Raw genomic sequence first — 15,055 nt, 5'->3', positions numbered from 1 at the left:
TTATGACAACTGCAACTATCACCCCACAACAATATGGATGGTGGGCAGGAAACGCCCGATTTATTAACCAATCAGGTCGGATTTTAGGCGCTCATATTGCCCATGCTGGGTTAATTGTACTTTGGGCTGGTGCAATGACCCTTTTTGAAATCACTAAATACGACCCTTCCCGACCAATTTACGAACAAGGGTTGATTTTACTGCCTCATTTAGCAACTTTAGGATTGGGTATAGGTGATCATGGACAAATTGTTGATACCTATCCCTATTTCGTCATCGGTGTACTACATTTAGTTAGTTCCTCCGTACTCGGTGCTGGAGGCATTTATCATGCTCTTTTAGGTCCCCAAACCTTACCAGAAAACAACAAATTTCCTGGTTTCTTTGGCTACAACTGGGAAGATGAAGACAAGATGACCACCATTATCGGCATTCATCTCCTATTTTTGGGATTCGGAGCATTCTTGTTAGTGCTAAAAGCCTTATTTTGGGGTGGTCTTTATGATTCTGCACTAGGCTCTGTACGCCTAATCACAGCACCAACTCTCAACCCCGGTCGAATATTTGCCTATCTGTTTGGTGGATTTGGTCCTCAAGGAATGGCAGCAGTCAACAACTTAGAAGATGTCGTTGGTGGCCATATTTGGGTAAGTATCCTCTGTATAGTTGGTGGCTTTTGGCATATCTTCACTCAACCATTTACTTGGGCGAAAAAGATCCTGTTTTGGTCAGGAGAGGCTTACTTATCTTACAGCCTGGGCGCTATAGCCTACATGGGTTTCTTGGCGGCATATTTCGTCACTGTAAATGATACCGTTTATCCCACTGAGTTTTATGGACCATTGGGACTGACTACATCAGGAGTAATTTCAGTTCGTACCTGGTTAGCAACCAGTCACCTTGCCTTAGCTATAGTCTTTTTATCAGGTCATATTTGGCACGCTCTCAGAGTTCGTGTCATCGCTGCTGGTTTGGACTTTGAGCAAGGAGTAGTTAACTATCTGAATAGTCCAGAAATAGGTAACTTGCAGACTCCAGTTAATGCTTCTGATTTAACGTTGAGGTTATTAGCCAATCTTCCTATTTACCGTCCAGGTTTGTCTCCCTTTTCACGAGGCTTGGAAATTGGCATGGCTCACGGTTATTTCCTCCTTGGTCCTTTTGTTAAATTAGGCCCGGTGCGGGATACGGAATTAGCAAATCAAGCTGGATTACTAGCCACCATTGGACTGTTATTGATTTTATCAATTTGTCTGTGGCTATATGGCAGCGTAACTTTCCAAAAACGTAAATCTCCCCAAGGAGAACTACCAGAAAATATGATCACAGCTAAGTCTTGGAGTGAGTTTAATTCTGGGTGGATAGTAGGTGGCTGTGGGGGAGCTTTATTTGCTTTCTTCTTGTTAACCAATAGTAAGTTATTTTTCTAAACATCAAGGGTGAATATGTCAAATAAAATTGGTCTTTTTTACGGTACTCAAACTGGTAAAACCGAATCTGTAGCGGAAATTATTCGTGATCAGTTTGCTGGTGCTGTAACCTTACACGATATTTCTCAAACGGAAGCTGCTGATTTTGATCAATACCAATATTTGATTATTGGTTGTCCTACTTGGAATATTGGTGAACTTCAAAGTGATTGGGATGGTTTTTACTCTGAATTAGATGAAATTGATTTTAACGGTAAATTAGTTGCTTATTTCGGCACTGGTGATCAGCTTGGTTATGGTGAAAATTTTCAAGATGCAATGGGGATTTTAGAAGAAAAAATTTCCCAGTGTGGTGGTAAAACTGTAGGTTTTTGGTCAACGGAAGGATATGATTTTGATGCTTCTAAGGCTCTAAAAAATGGCAAGTTTGTCGGTTTAGCATTGGATGAAGATAATCAATCCGATTTGACAGATCAACGCATTAAAGCCTGGGTTTCTCAGTTGAAAACAGAATTTGGTTTATAGTTTTCAAATTAGTAAAGTGGGGTTGGCATACTGTGTCTATAGTATAAGTCCTCCCCGCTCAGATATTCAAATTAGCTGCGTTTTAGCGATTCCCACAACATCCCCCCTTTGTTTATTATGTCTGATATTTTTGATCTTTTGTGGTTAAGTTCTAGCCCGGTTTTAGGAAGATTTGATCAACCGTTGCTAAGATATTTGTCCAAGTATATGAAAGTTGCTCAATGGGAATACCACCATCAGCAAGATGAAGGTGGCTCTATAGATGAAGCTGTGGATTTACTAGATCAATATCTCACACTTTCCCCTCATCCAGTCCATTTAGCTGGGCATGGTGCCGGTGGTGCATTAGCAGTAATTTTTGCCCGTAAATATCCTGAAAAAGTGCGATCGCTCACCTTACTAGCTGTATCTTCTCAACCAGCAAATACTTGGCACACTCATTATTATATTCAAAGACAACTATTTACTATCAGTCGTGAACAGATTCTAGCAAATAATGTCCGCAGTCTCTTCGGACAACAACCAATTCATACTACTAAAAAATTAGTAGCAGCCTTAGATAAAGACCTAGAACAATCTCCCTTATTACACTCTCTTTTTAAATTAGTCGATTTACCAAAAGGAGGAGTTTCTATGCCGATGATGGTATCTGGTAGCCAGGACGATTTGATTGTTACTTCACCTGCATTACAAGACTGGTTAAAATACTTTAAACCTCAAGACCACCTCTGGCTATGCCCCACAGGACATCATTTTTTTCACTACTTCTATCCTCAACAAGTCGCAGAAAAAATGTTAGATTTTTGGCAATTATATCATTTAGAAAGAATGCTTTATTCCTCACTAATTTCTCAAAATATCACAAATTAATCAGTTTTATTAGGGGGTAAAACATACAACCCTACTAATTTATAATAGTGACAAATTTATTTTTGTCGCTCATTTTACCCTGCTTATTTTTCTACAATTTATAATTATTAACTTTTGTTAAAAGCCTAGCTAAATAAGAAAGATTTGCAATAAAGTAGATTTGTAATTACTTGAATTACCAATTCAATTCAACCATTTAAATCATGCTAATAGTCTGCTTAATACATTTTTGCAGGTTCAGAACCTTTTGGGTTAACAGGCTACTAGCTATTTTCTTTGTTGAAATTAAATAGTAATTACTTGACTATTTCTAGCAACAAACTATAGGTTAGTAAGCAATGCAGACATACGATAATCCCAACGTCAAATATGATTGGTGGGTTGGTAATGCCCGCTTCGCCAACTTGTCCGGCTTATTCATTGGCGCTCACGTAGCACAAGCAGCACTCACAACCCTCTGGGCTGGAGCCTTTACATGGTTTGAAATTTCTCGTTATAACCCTAATATTCCAATGGGCGAACAGGGATTAATTTTACTACCCCATTTAGCCACTTTAGGTTTTGGGGTTGGTTCCGGTGGTCAAATAATTAATACCTATCCCTACTTTGTAATAGGAGCCTTGCATTTAATCTCCTCCGCCGTTCTTGGTGCAGGCGCGCTCTTCCATACCTTTAAAGCACCACGTAATTTAAAAAACGCTCCCGGTTTTGCTCGTCGATTTCACTTTGAATGGAACGACTCCAAACAACTAGGTTTAATTTTGGGTCATCATCTACTTTTTTTAGGTATAGCAGCCTTACTACTTGTAGGAAAAGCCATGTTTTGGGGAGGAATATATGACTCCACAATTCACGATGTCAGATTAGTAATCAACCCCACTCTTAACCCCTTTGTTATCTACGGCTATCAAACCCATTTTGCCACCGTTAACAACTTAGAAGACTTAATTGGTGGTCATATTTATGTAGGTTTAATACTCATTGGTGGCGGTATTTGGCACATCCTCACAGAGCCTTTACCTTGGGCGAAAAAACTTCTGATTTTCTCTGGTGAAGCTATTCTTTCTTACTCATTAGGTGGTATTGCCTTAGCCGGATTTGTTGCCGCCTACTTTTGTGCAGTCAATACTCTCGCCTATCCAGTCGAATTTTATGGTTCGACATTAGAACTAAAACTTGGTGTGAGTCCCTATTTTGCCGATACTATCAAATTAGCTAATGGAGGCTACAGTGCCAGAGCATGGTTAGCTAATGCCCATTTCTTCTTAGCTTTCTTCTTCTTGCAAGGTCATCTCTGGCACGCACTACGAGCTATTGGTGTTGACTTTAGACAAATTGAAAAATCATTAAATGCCATTAGCAGCGAGTCTTAAACCATCTTGAATTAATAGGGTGCGTCAGATATAAAACCTATTTCACCTACTATCAAAATCTGACGCACTCAACTCTCAATAAATCTCAAATTACCCATCCTCAATTCTATGACAATTTCCATTGATAAAACCTTTGCCGCCAATACACAATTATCTTGGTTGGTTGGTAATGCTCGGTTAACTGATTTTTCAGGTCAATTATTAGGCGCTCACATTGCCCATGCAGGTTTGATTATGTTTTGGGTCGGGACTACTACTATATCAGAAGTTCTGAGGTTTGTTCCTGATGTACCAATGTATGAACAAGGATTAGTTTTATTACCCCATTTAGCAACTTTAGGTTGGGGTATAGATTCTGGCGTTGTAGTAGACACTTACCCCTATTTTGTCATTGGCATTTTACATTTAATTGCATCTGCTGTCTTAGGTGCAGGTGGATTATTTCATGTTTTTCGCGCTCCAGCAATTTTATATAATGTCGGTGGTAGAGTAGCGAAATTTCATTATGAATGGAATGACCCTAAACAATTAAGTTTAATCTTAGGGCATCATTTAGTTATTTTAGGATTAGGAGCATTTTTGTTAGTCCTCAAAGCCATGTTTTTTGGTGGTATTTATGATAGTCATGTAGGAGATATTCGCCTCATTAGTAATCCCACTCTTAATCCTCAAATAATTTTTAGTTACTTAATTGGCATAAAAGATGGTAACTGGAACATTTTAGGAATTGCCAGTGTAGACAACTTAGAAGATGTCATTGGTGGTCATATTTGGATTAGCTTCATTCTCATTACAGGGGGTATCTGGCATATTGTGGTACAACCTTTCGCCTGGGTTAGACGAATATTACCCATAGAAAATGGCGAGGAAATTCTTTCCTATAGCCTACTTGGTTTAGCTTTAATGGCTTGGATTTCATCTACATTTGTTGGGTATAACACAACAGTTTTCCCCTCTCAATTTTATGGTTCAGAACGTCTAGCAATGGCAAATATTCAATTCTTTCTAGGAATATTAGCATTCTTAGGTTATGTTTGGCACGCTTGGCGTTCTCGTAACATTTCCTCTTAATTTAAAGTTGGATTAACGGTATCCTGATCATAATTTATGCCTGTGGTTAAATACAGTTGACTGTAGGCAATTTTCTGAATCTTTTGTTGGAGTAAAAATATTTATGGTGACAGTCTTTTGTGCGTTGTTTGCTTGGGTAATAATAATTTTAATGCTTTGGAGCATTTGGTTAACCCTCAAAAATGGTATAATTCATTTGCGAAAATTACATCAAGTTCCTTGTCATAGTTGCGATTATTTTACGAATGACTATCGTTTAAAATGTACGATACATCCTAAAAAAGCTTGTTCTGAGCAGGCCATTGGTTGTGTTGACTTTGAGCCTAAAACTGCTACTTGTAATGCTTGTCAAAAGGGTCGCACCTGGAAAATGGTAACGACAAACTTACAGCATGATTAAATCGGCAAAATAAATTTCTACGAAGCTCTTATGAATACAAATCATGATTTTCTTTCTGAATTATCTGACTTTTTGTATCCGCGTTACCCCTATCATGGACAACTCAAACCAGAATATTTAGTATTTAATGGACATCTACAAGACTTTTCTCAACGAGTAAATTATATTTGTACTTTACAAACTGGAGGTAGAATTTCTCCAGAAGAAGCTTACAGACAAATTCACCTACTCTGGAAACAATTAAAACGGGCTAAAAAAGGAGTATGAATTAGCTAATTTATGAATTACGCGCCATACAAATTAGACATTGTATGCGTTATATCACACATTCTGTGTCTTAATTGCCACAGTGACGGAATTACGTTAAAAATCAATACTTCTTGGTTAAGGAGTGTAGAACCGAGAATCCCTACATGAGGAACGTCTCTACAGGGGTTTTCGGTTCACAAATTTGCTTAACCAAGCAGTATTAAGTTAAAAATAGCTTATCTGTTGGCTTGGAAACGGAAAATATCGCTCAAATCCTTATACTTGTCGGTTAAACTAAAAACATTAAATCAGGTAAGTCGGTGGGCAGAATAAAATCAACCTGTGTAAAGAGTAAAAAAAGTAAAATCTCCCACAACCTGTTCCCTGTTCCCTTGTCATAACGACAATTTTTAACGCCAACCTACTTATTATGATAGCTAGTAACCACAATCTTTCTGTTTTGGTGATTGAAAGCGATGAAAATCTAGCCAATCAAGTAGCTTTTGATTTAAAAGAGGCTGGCTATGATGCAATTTTAGCCCATGATACTACCAGTAGTTTGTTACACTGTCATGATGCCTATGGCACTCATAGCCAACCTGCTTTAATTGTTGTAGATCGAATGTTAGCAGGAGAATCAGGACTTTCTTTGTGTAAACATTTTCGCAGTATGAGCATCTGTTCCCCCATTCTAGTATTAATGGCGAGGGACACAGTTGATGATCGAATCGCTTGTTTAGAAGCAGGTGCAGATGATTACATCCTCAAACCTTACCGGACTGAGGATTTTTTAAATCTGATTCGGCTATATCTTAAACCTGATGTTGACACCACAGAACAATTAAGATTTGGAGACTTGATTTTAGACATCGGTACTCGTCGCGTTATCTACAATGGGCGGAAAATTGACTTAACAATGAAAGAATTTGAACTTTTGAAGTTCTTAATGGAACATCCCCGTGAAGTATTAACCCGCGAACAAATTTTAGAAAATGTTTGGGGATACGACTTTATGGGTGAATCGAATGTAATTGAAGTGTATATTCGCTATTTACGCATAAAAATTGAAGATGAAGGTCAAAAACGCCTAATTCAGACAGTGCGAGGTGTTGGTTACGTGTTAAGGGAATCTTAGAGTTAGGAGAGGCGTATTACAATACGCCCTTACAGAACAAAAAAGGCACAATTTCTAACACTATAGAAGTTACAAAATATTATATCCTTCCCCTGTTCCCTGTTCCCTAATCTAGATAGATTATTATGTCCGAGAAAATTATTGGAAAATAGTGGGCTATTTTGGTGAAATCATGTAGAATCAAAGTCTAAATTTCCCAAATCTAGCCAAAATGTCCAAAGTATGCTGTAAACTATTAAATTTACCCAATCTCAATTGCCAAAGTTCTTCCGTAAAAACCTTTCCTGATTTTGAAGTTTCCATTGTGTATTGCTTATGATGTTGCGCTGGCTAAGTGTGTTTTCTATATTTATGAGTGTTTTATTAGTTGCTTGTTCTCCACCAACCACAGCCCAATCTCCGGTGGGTGAATCAGAGTCTATTGGTCAAAACCTGCCAATTTCTGCTCAAGCCACTTTTCCTCAAGGGACAAAAATTAATTTAGAAGTGGTGACTACACCTGAAGAACAAGCAAAGGGCTTGATGTATCGTCCAGCTTTACCTGATGATCGGGGAATGTTATTTATTTTTCCCTCAGCCCAACCTGTAAAATTTTGGATGAAGAATGTACCTGTATCTTTAGATATGGTATTTCTCCGAAATGAGGTAGTGCAGTATATTCAAGATGAAGCGCCTCCTTGTAATAGAGAACCTTGTCCTACTTATGGTCCTAATGTCCCAATAGATGCTGTAATCGAACTGAGAGCAGGACGAGTAGCTGAATTAGGTTTAAAGGTGGGTGATCAGATCAAGATTGACTTTTGAAACTCTGGTAAATCTCAGTGATCAGGTTGAGGTTGTTCACCTACATTTTGTTAATGCTACAAGTCTTCAGGTTTATTGGTGGAATCTGTCTAAAATCCCAAAGCACCAGGTTTATTTCTAGAATCTGTCCAAAATCCAAATTCCCCAATTGTTTGAATGGATGAAGATTTGATGAAGTTATGGACAAAATTCTTTGTAAAAAAATATCCCATAACCTAGCAAAAACAGCTATTAAAAGGTTAATATTTATTGGTAGTAGCTCTAACAGCGTAAGTCAGTAGAGTTTCCCAGTTAGAATCACTGCTTGAAAGTTTAGTGGCAAAAATCCTCCTTTTGGCGTAAGTGTAAATAGTCGTCAATAGGGGAATATGGTCTATGAAATCTTTGTTACTGGATGTGTATGAACTTGAAAGGCACAAAAGTAACTGGGGTGGAACTAATTTAACCAAGAAGTAGTGTTTGTTCAAGTTGAGGTGAGGGAAAGGGCTTTAAGTTTTTTCTATAGCCTCTAGGTAAAAATACTTTAAAAGGCAGATTTTACAAGGTGGGCTGATTGATTTAGCTACTAACAGCTTAATAGCACATAAAATACTGAATACAAAATACACGTAAACGGGGGAAGCGATAAATGATCATACATTCTACCCAAGGAGGTGAGATACAAATGACACCATCAAGATATTCTCGACTAATTCATTTTCTCCAGGAAGATTTGGCAATTTCTGCTGCGTCTCTGGCTGTGGCCTTGCGACATCCTGAAAAAGATCCTGGTTCTTTAACTATGACTCTTTGGCGGTATGGATTAATTACTTTAGACCAATTAGAAAAAATTTATGATTGGTTGGAAACGGCATAGTAGAGGGGTGTGGAGGACAGCTAAAATGAATCGGGTGTTAGCTTTTGGGGGATTTAACCTAACTTGTAGTGGGGTGGGAAGATCCCACCCGAAAATATGACTATTGAGCGAAAACCTTTGTGGCTGCTGCTATACCAGCGCCAGGGGTAAAGTTTTCATGACCAAGTTCTGATAACACTACTTCCAGTGAGGCTATACAGCTAAGGATATCGCGATCGCTCACAAAACCCAAGTGACCAATTCGGAAGATTTTGTTACTTAAATGGTCTTGTCCACCGGCTAAAGCAATATCAAACCGCTTTTTCATCAAAGAGCGAATTTTATCGGCTTCAATTCCCTGGGGAACTACGGCTGTAATCGCTGGACTGGCACAATCATCGGCGGCAAAAAGTCCTAAATTTAACCCTTTAATGGCGGCGCGGGTAGCGTTTTTTTGGCGTTCGTGACGGGTAAATATGGACTCCAAACCCTCCTCTTTCATCATTCTCAAGGTGGTGTGTAGTGCCACCATTAAGTTAACTGGGGGAGTAAAAGGTGTGGTATTTTTAACTGTGGCTTTACGATATTTACCCAAATCTAGATAATATTTTGGTAATTTCGCTGTTTTGTAAGCTTCCCAAGCCTTGGGACTAACAGAAACAAATCCTAAGCCGGGGGGAATCATGTAACCTTTTTGAGAACCAGAAGCAACTACATCCAAACCCCAAGCATCTACAGGTAGGTTGTAAGCGCCTAAACTGGTGACGGCATCAACGATAATTAAGGCTTCACCATGTTCCTTAACGTGGCGGTTGATGGCTTCTAGGTCATTAATTACACCTGTTGATGTTTCGCTGTGGGTAATGATCACAGCTTTAATTTCCTTTTTGGTGTCCGCTTGTAGCTTTTCGCCAAACTGGTTGGGGTCTAGAGGTTTTCCCCATTCTGCGGTGATAGTTTCTACATTTAAACCGTAAGCTTGACCAACTTCTACCCAACGTTCTCCAAATTTACCATTAGAACCAACGAGAATGCGATCGCCCGCCGAGAGAAAATTAATCATTCCGGCTTCTACTGCACCAGTACCGCTAACATTGAGCATTTGTACATCACTTTCTGTTTGATGCAGCCATTTGAGGTTTTGTGTCACCTCTGCCATCATGTTACTAAATTCGCTAGTACGGTGTCCAATGGGGTGCTTGGCTAATGCCAGTAAGGCCGCTTCTGGCACAGGTGTGGGTCCAGGAATCATTAGCATCAGCTTATCGTTCATTATCTCTTCCCTAAAAATCAAACATTAGTAAATTCTAGATATTAACATTTGCCAACCCACAAACTTGTCTGAATCAGGATATCCAGGATTAAAGGATTTACAGGATTAAGACTAGGGTGTTAATTCTGAATCCCTTATCCCATAAAACATCATGTTTTTGATTAAACCCATTACAAAAATAATCTGTAATTCATCCTTCATCCGCGTTAATTTGCGTTTAATTCCTCTTCCATCTGTGGTACATTTGTTCAGAATTTGCTGTAATAATCTAAAATTTTATGGATAGCACAGAACTAGCGCAATACGTCGAAGCTACAAACAGCATCTCTAAACCTTGGCTTTTGGTACAACTACGCCTCAAAAAACTGCAAGAACGGCAAGAAACAATTTCAAAAAGCGATTATGCCGAAGAATTAGCTGATATTCACCAAGATTTGATGAATTTAGGGGAATGGTGGCTGGGTATTGAAGATCAAGTATTTTAAAATGTTACTAGATAGATCCTCTATTATTCAAACAAGTCGGGGATATGGCTATTATAGAATTTGTAGCTGATTGATAACGGTGTAATCAAGAATGGATTATCGGGATGCAGGTGTTGATGTTGAAGCAGGTAGAGCCTTTGTAGATCAAATTCGGAATTTGGTTCACAGCACCTTTAGACCAGAAGTTATTGGTGGATTAGGTGGTTTTGGTGGGTGCTTTCAACTACCAACAGGTTATAAAGAGCCAGTGTTGGTTTCTGGGACTGATGGAGTCGGTACAAAGCTGAAAATTGCTCAAATTCTCAACCTTCACGACACCGTAGGAATAGACTTGGTAGGGATGTGTGTTAATGATGTGCTGACATCAGGTGCCGAACCTTTATTTTTTTTAGATTATGTAGCCACAGGTAAGCTAGAAAAAGAACAACTAACTCAGGTAGTGGCAGGAATAGCCACTGGGTGTAAACTGGCTGGTTGTGCTTTACTGGGAGGAGAAACGGCGGAAATGCCTGGTTTTTACCAAGTGGGTGAATATGACTTGGCTGGTTTTTGTGTAGGGATTGTGGAAAAAAGCCGGATGTTAGATACCTCCCAGGTACAATTGGGAGATGTGGCTGTGGGTTTAGCTAGTGCGGGGATACACAGTAATGGATTAAGTTTAGTCAGAAAAATAGTCAGCGATCGCGGTTTTTCTTGGCATGATAGTCCAGAATTATTAGGAGGGGAAACTCTCGGTGCAACTTTCCTCCAACCTACTCGAATTTATGTTAAACCCGTCTTAGCAGCACTGCACGCAGGTTTAGAAATTCATGGGATGGCTCACATTACCGGTGGAGGATTACCAGAAAATTTACCCAGATGTTTAGGAACAGGTCAAGGGATAAAAATCAATCCCACTGCTTGGAATATCCCCCCTGTATTTCAGTGGTTAGCTGATGCTGGTGCTGTTAGTGCAGAAGCTATGTATAATACTTTTAATATGGGAATTGGATTTGTCGTGCTTGTACCACCCCACCAGGTAAGGGCAACCATAGCTCACTTTCAAACCCAAAATATTCCTGCATATCAGATTGGTGAAGTCATTGCTGGTAACGGTGAATTGCTTTATTGATCCTGGATCAAAATATCCATTCAGAAGCACGCTCACCCAAATCTAGGGGAATACTAACAGCTTTGCCGAGGCGGGGTCGTTCCTTTGTTTGTGTAATAAAAGTTTGTACCTGTATTGTCCCACCCAAGGCGTTAAGATAATTAGCAATACCATTGAGATGTTCTTGGTACTCTATTTCACTCAAGGGGAAAGAAGCCTGTTCAAGATATTTCCACATCACTTGCAAAAATATCTTACCCTGGGTGCGCCGGAGTTGAACATCGTAAGAATGTCCCCACTTATCTATTAATATTTGACGTAAATCCTGTCCTGTCATAGTCATATTTAGGCTAATTCCTCAATGAGAGGCCTATCCCAAGGTGGGGTTAAGTCTCTGCTCAATTAGATTTTACATTTAGTTATGATGTTAAGTTCCGTAACTCCAGTATGATAAGGATATAAAGAAATGTAATGCTAACAGAAAAGATGCTAGATATATCTTGCCACAAAGAATAATGGCATCCCTGGGGCTTTAGCATTTCCACTCAGATCAGGGTTGCTTGAGTAAAAATGCCCTTGTCGCAATGCAAATAAATTATACAAAGAGCGCGTAGATTATGGCTCAATTTTCCGAATCAATGGACGTTCCCGATATGGGTCGTCGTCAGTTCATGAATCTGTTAACCTTTGGGACTGTCACAGGAGTAGCCCTGGGTGCATTGTATCCTGTAGTCAAGTATTTTATTCCCCCAGCAAGCGGTGGCGCTGGTGGTGGAGCAACAGCTAAAAACGAACTAGGTAACGATGTTAGCGTTAGTGAATTTCTGGCTAGTCATAACGTAGGCGATCGCACTCTGGTGCAAGGACTCAAGGGAGATCCTACCTATATTGTGGTAGAAAGCAAAGAAGCGTTCGCGGAGCGTACCAAAGGTATCGCTGATTACGGCATTAACGCCATCTGCACCCACTTGGGTTGTGTTGTACCTTGGAACGTAGCCGAGAACAAGTTTAAATGCCCTTGTCATGGCTCTCAATACGATGCTACAGGTAAAGTTGTGCGGGGTCCTGCTCCCAAATCTTTGGCTCTAGCCCATACCAAAGTAGAAAACGACAAAATCGTTTTGACCCCCTGGATCGAAACCGACTTCCGCACCAATGAAGCAGCTTGGTGGGCTTAATTCAACTGCTTCCTGGTAATGAGTAATTGGTAATTTTACTTTTCTATTATTACCAATTACCAATGATCAATCACCAATAACTAACTTAACCGTTGTCCTGATAGAGATGAGAAATGCCTGTACACCTGCGAGGTTAACTCGCGCTGCTAAAGTAATGGTAAATACATTGCTGATAGCGATCGCTACTCTGACTTTTTTCTTCACTAGCGATATAGCCCTGCCCCAAACTGCTGCTGCTTATCCCTTTTGGGCGCAAGAAACCTATCCTGAAACTCCCCGCGAACCCACAGGAAGAATCGTTTGCGCTAACTGTCACCTAGCTGCTAAAAATACAGAAGTAGAAGTACCTCAATCTGTATTACCTGACACCGTATTTAAAGCGATCGTCAAAATCCCCTACGATACCAGCGTGCAACAAGTAGGCGCTGATGGTACTAAAGTCGGCTTAAACGTTGGTGCTGTTTTAATGTTGCCAGAAGGCTTCAAAATTGCCCCCGAAGACCGTATTCCTGAAGAAATGAAGGAAGAACTGGGTGATATTTCCTTCCAGTCCTATAGCGAAGACAAAGAAAACATCGTCATCGTTGGACCCTTACCAGGAGAAGAATATCAGGAAATCGTCTTCCCTGTCCTTTCTCCTAACCCCGCAACTGACAAAAATATCCACTTTGGTAAATATTCCGTTCATGTAGGTGGAAACCGGGGACGAGGACAAATTTACCCCACAGGTGAAAAGAGCAACAATAACATCTACAATGCTTCCGCTACTGGCACAATTAGCAAAATTGCCAAAGAAGAAGATGAAGACGGTAATGTTAAGTATTTAGTTAGCATCAACGCTGCATCTGGTGAAGTTGTAACTGACACAATTCCCGCAGGACCTGAATTGATTGTTTCCGAAGGGCAAACAGTTACATCTGGTGATGCTTTGACCAATAACCCTAACGTTGGTGGATTCGGTCAAAAAGACACAGAAATTGTCTTACAAGATGCTTCCAGAATAGGATTCTTAGTTGCTTTCATCTGTTTAGTGATGTTGGCACAAGTTATGTTGGTGTTGAAGAAGAAGCAGGTGGAAAAAGTCCAAGCTGCTGAGATGAATTTCTAAATTCTCTACTAAATTATTTTCTTTAAGACAGGCTGTGATGCCTGTCTTTTTTTGATAGGACTTAGGCACAAGTGACTGAAAAACTAACCACAGAGGCACAGAGTTCACAGAGAAATGAGGCTTTGAGAGATATTAACGATCAAAATCTTAAACCCATGCCACCTTGTAAAGATAAAGCTGTTCCACCACTATTGCGGTAAGCATCAAAGGCAATAATAGCGTTCCCAAAAATCACGGTGTTGCTATTGGGGATAACATAATCAATTCCTGGTTGCAAGGCAAAGCTAATTTTATTACCCACAGGTGAAGGTGTTTCACCACCAGCTAATACTAAACCAGCACCTAAATAAATATCTGTTTGCCAGTTGAGAGGCAGATCATAGGAAACAGTAGGTACAACTGCCGTACTTCTACCCACTAAAGCTTGAGCGCGAAAAGAAGCTGGTGTTTCTAATAACTTGTAACGGAAGGCCAACACTCCCCCAATCTGTCCACCATCAGTTAAGCCAAAGGTTGGTCCAATACCGACATAGCTACCATAAGCGACTTGAGCCTGTGCTGGTTGATTACTGATAGCAAAGCTCAAAATCGCACTAGCCCCCAAAATTGAGACTAAGTATTGAAGATGGTTCATTATTTCCCGACTCCTGACACCATATTTATAAGTATGTTATAGCAGAGAATAATTGATCAAGGGAAATATGTAGGCTATATGTAAGTTCCTACAAAAATTCTAAATTGTATCTGGGTCGATATTTAACTGTCGCAGTTTTGCCGCTAACCGTTCTGCTCTTTGAGTTTCTAGTTCTGCGGTTTCTTCAGGTGTTGGGACTAATTCACCTGCTAGGGTGAAATATCGTAATAATCCCTGATAAATTCCTAGATATAACCCTAACTGTTCACTCCATAAATGTCCTTGTTCATTTGGTTGTAGAGGTTGATATTTTCCATCTACTAAATGAAATCCGGCAAATTCTAATGTGTAAGGGTCAAACCAAAAATAATCTGGTGTACGGAATGTATCTTGATATAGTTCTTTTTTGAATTGTCTATCTGTGTTTTCTGTGGTTGGTGAGAGAATTTCAACAATTAGATTGGGATATTTCCCTTCCTCTTGCCAAAGTACCCAACTTTTACGAGTTTTGCGTTCTGTTCCTAAAACTACAAAAAAATCTGGTCCCCGAAAGTATTCTGACTTTTTTTGATTAGGACTATAGTAAACGGTGAGG

18 protein-coding genes are annotated in these 15,055 nt (G+C 39.7%); 14 read left to right on the top strand and 4 right to left on the bottom strand.

Features of this window, described 5'->3' with window-relative positions:
• Positions 1-2 precede the first annotated feature (2 nt).
• The 10 genes from VB711_RS05045 (at position 3) to VB711_RS05000 (ending at position 8,713) form a co-directional block, all read left to right on the top strand.
• The gene (locus VB711_RS05045; RefSeq protein WP_323284643.1) at positions 3-1,430 is read left to right on the top strand and encodes a chlorophyll a/b binding light-harvesting protein; all 1,428 of its coding nucleotides are present in this window, start codon (positions 3-5) and stop codon (positions 1,428-1,430) included.
• Positions 1,431-1,445: 15 nt separating this feature from the next.
• Complete coding sequence (gene fldA / locus VB711_RS05040; protein WP_323284642.1) at positions 1,446-1,955, top strand: flavodoxin FldA; 510 nt, start codon at positions 1,446-1,448, stop codon at positions 1,953-1,955.
• 117 nt (positions 1,956-2,072) lie between these two features.
• On the top strand, positions 2,073-2,825 hold the full coding sequence (locus VB711_RS05035) for an alpha/beta fold hydrolase (RefSeq protein WP_323284641.1): 753 nt from the start codon (positions 2,073-2,075) through the stop codon (positions 2,823-2,825).
• Positions 2,826-3,163: 338 nt separating this feature from the next.
• Complete coding sequence (locus VB711_RS05030) at positions 3,164-4,198, top strand: chlorophyll a/b binding light-harvesting protein (RefSeq protein WP_323284640.1); 1,035 nt, start codon at positions 3,164-3,166, stop codon at positions 4,196-4,198.
• 108 nt (positions 4,199-4,306) lie between these two features.
• Positions 4,307-5,269, top strand: coding sequence for a chlorophyll a/b binding light-harvesting protein (locus tag VB711_RS05025; RefSeq protein ID WP_323284639.1), 963 nt, complete (start codon positions 4,307-4,309; stop codon positions 5,267-5,269).
• A 103-nt stretch (positions 5,270-5,372) separates the two neighbouring features.
• The gene (locus VB711_RS05020) at positions 5,373-5,669 is read left to right on the top strand and encodes a hypothetical protein (protein ID WP_323284638.1); all 297 of its coding nucleotides are present in this window, start codon (positions 5,373-5,375) and stop codon (positions 5,667-5,669) included.
• A gap of 30 nt (positions 5,670-5,699) precedes the next feature.
• Positions 5,700-5,936, top strand: a complete 237-nt coding sequence (locus tag VB711_RS05015; protein ID WP_323284637.1) for a hypothetical protein — start codon at positions 5,700-5,702, stop codon at positions 5,934-5,936.
• Between the two features lie 412 nt (positions 5,937-6,348).
• Positions 6,349-7,053, top strand: coding sequence for a response regulator transcription factor NblR (gene nblR / locus VB711_RS05010; protein WP_323284636.1), 705 nt, complete (start codon positions 6,349-6,351; stop codon positions 7,051-7,053).
• Positions 7,054-7,371: 318 nt separating this feature from the next.
• Entirely contained in the window at positions 7,372-7,857 is a 486-nt protein-coding gene (locus tag VB711_RS05005; RefSeq protein ID WP_323284738.1) for a DUF192 domain-containing protein, read from the top strand.
• A 628-nt stretch (positions 7,858-8,485) separates the two neighbouring features.
• Positions 8,486-8,713 carry a DUF2949 domain-containing protein gene (locus VB711_RS05000; protein WP_323284635.1) on the top strand — a complete coding sequence of 76 codons (228 nt, stop codon included), beginning with the start codon at positions 8,486-8,488 and terminating at the stop codon, positions 8,711-8,713.
• A gap of 100 nt (positions 8,714-8,813) precedes the next feature.
• Here VB711_RS05000 and VB711_RS04995 read toward each other — a convergent pair whose 3' ends face one another.
• On the bottom strand, positions 8,814-9,965 hold the full coding sequence (locus tag VB711_RS04995) for an alanine--glyoxylate aminotransferase family protein (protein ID WP_323284634.1): 1,152 nt from the start codon (positions 9,963-9,965) through the stop codon (positions 8,814-8,816).
• Positions 9,966-10,243: 278 nt separating this feature from the next.
• On the opposite strand from VB711_RS04995, the gene VB711_RS04990 reads away from it, so the two are divergent.
• A complete protein-coding gene (locus VB711_RS04990) occupies positions 10,244-10,450 on the top strand; it encodes a hypothetical protein (protein ID WP_323284633.1) in 207 nt (68 codons plus the stop codon).
• 91 nt (positions 10,451-10,541) lie between these two features.
• Positions 10,542-11,561 carry a phosphoribosylformylglycinamidine cyclo-ligase gene (purM, locus tag VB711_RS04985; RefSeq protein WP_323284632.1) on the top strand — a complete coding sequence of 340 codons (1,020 nt, stop codon included), beginning with the start codon at positions 10,542-10,544 and terminating at the stop codon, positions 11,559-11,561.
• Between the two features lie 7 nt (positions 11,562-11,568).
• Here the strand turns inward: purM and VB711_RS04980 are convergent, their stop codons facing one another.
• Positions 11,569-11,877 carry a DUF3067 family protein gene (locus tag VB711_RS04980; protein ID WP_323284736.1) on the bottom strand — a complete coding sequence of 103 codons (309 nt, stop codon included), beginning with the start codon at positions 11,875-11,877 and terminating at the stop codon, positions 11,569-11,571.
• Positions 11,878-12,157: 280 nt separating this feature from the next.
• Here VB711_RS04980 and petC point away from each other — a divergent pair, with 280 nt between their 5' ends.
• Entirely contained in the window at positions 12,158-12,718 is a 561-nt protein-coding gene (gene petC, locus VB711_RS04975; protein ID WP_323284630.1) for a cytochrome b6-f complex iron-sulfur subunit, read from the top strand.
• Positions 12,719-12,824: 106 nt separating this feature from the next.
• Positions 12,825-13,826: a cytochrome f gene (gene petA, locus VB711_RS04970; RefSeq protein ID WP_323284628.1), complete on the top strand. Its 1,002-nt coding sequence runs from the start codon at positions 12,825-12,827 to the stop codon at positions 13,824-13,826.
• Between the two features lie 139 nt (positions 13,827-13,965).
• On the opposite strand, the gene VB711_RS04965 is transcribed toward petA, so the two are convergent.
• Together VB711_RS04965 and VB711_RS04960 are read right to left on the bottom strand one after the other, a co-directional pair.
• Positions 13,966-14,460, bottom strand: coding sequence for a hypothetical protein (locus tag VB711_RS04965; RefSeq protein WP_323284627.1), 495 nt, complete (start codon positions 14,458-14,460; stop codon positions 13,966-13,968).
• A 99-nt stretch (positions 14,461-14,559) separates the two neighbouring features.
• Positions 14,560-15,055, bottom strand: a 496-nt coding sequence (locus VB711_RS04960; RefSeq protein ID WP_323284626.1) for a Uma2 family endonuclease, incomplete at its 5' end; no start/stop codon positions are given.

It is taken from the genome of Cronbergia sp. UHCC 0137 (assembly GCF_034932285.1).
GTDB lineage: Bacteria > Cyanobacteriota > Cyanobacteriia > Cyanobacteriales > Nostocaceae > Cronbergia.
This window is presented reverse-complemented; position numbering and strand designations above follow the sequence as displayed.

Excerpts from the sequence above, each read along its gene's own strand:
- VB711_RS05045 (WP_323284643.1), top strand. The coding sequence starts at position 3 with ATGACAACTGCAACTATCACCCCACAACAATATGGATGGTGGGCAGGA.
- fldA (WP_323284642.1), top strand. The coding sequence starts at position 1,446 with ATGTCAAATAAAATTGGTCTTTTTTACGGTACTCAAACTGGTAAAACC.
- VB711_RS05035 (WP_323284641.1), top strand. The coding sequence starts at position 2,073 with ATGTCTGATATTTTTGATCTTTTGTGGTTAAGTTCTAGCCCGGTTTTA.
- VB711_RS05030 (WP_323284640.1), top strand. The coding sequence starts at position 3,164 with ATGCAGACATACGATAATCCCAACGTCAAATATGATTGGTGGGTTGGT.
- VB711_RS05025 (WP_323284639.1), top strand. The coding sequence starts at position 4,307 with ATGACAATTTCCATTGATAAAACCTTTGCCGCCAATACACAATTATCT.
- VB711_RS05020 (WP_323284638.1), top strand. The coding sequence starts at position 5,373 with ATGGTGACAGTCTTTTGTGCGTTGTTTGCTTGGGTAATAATAATTTTA.
- VB711_RS05015 (WP_323284637.1), top strand. The coding sequence starts at position 5,700 with ATGAATACAAATCATGATTTTCTTTCTGAATTATCTGACTTTTTGTAT.
- nblR (WP_323284636.1), top strand. The coding sequence starts at position 6,349 with ATGATAGCTAGTAACCACAATCTTTCTGTTTTGGTGATTGAAAGCGAT.
- VB711_RS05005 (WP_323284738.1), top strand. The coding sequence starts at position 7,372 with ATGTTGCGCTGGCTAAGTGTGTTTTCTATATTTATGAGTGTTTTATTA.
- VB711_RS05000 (WP_323284635.1), top strand. The coding sequence starts at position 8,486 with ATGATCATACATTCTACCCAAGGAGGTGAGATACAAATGACACCATCA.
- VB711_RS04995 (WP_323284634.1), bottom strand. The coding sequence starts at position 9,965 with ATGAACGATAAGCTGATGCTAATGATTCCTGGACCCACACCTGTGCCA.
- VB711_RS04990 (WP_323284633.1), top strand. The coding sequence starts at position 10,244 with ATGGATAGCACAGAACTAGCGCAATACGTCGAAGCTACAAACAGCATC.
- purM (WP_323284632.1), top strand. The coding sequence starts at position 10,542 with ATGGATTATCGGGATGCAGGTGTTGATGTTGAAGCAGGTAGAGCCTTT.
- VB711_RS04980 (WP_323284736.1), bottom strand. The coding sequence starts at position 11,877 with ATGACAGGACAGGATTTACGTCAAATATTAATAGATAAGTGGGGACAT.
- petC (WP_323284630.1), top strand. The coding sequence starts at position 12,158 with ATGGCTCAATTTTCCGAATCAATGGACGTTCCCGATATGGGTCGTCGT.
- petA (WP_323284628.1), top strand. The coding sequence starts at position 12,825 with ATGAGAAATGCCTGTACACCTGCGAGGTTAACTCGCGCTGCTAAAGTA.
- VB711_RS04965 (WP_323284627.1), bottom strand. The coding sequence starts at position 14,460 with ATGAACCATCTTCAATACTTAGTCTCAATTTTGGGGGCTAGTGCGATT.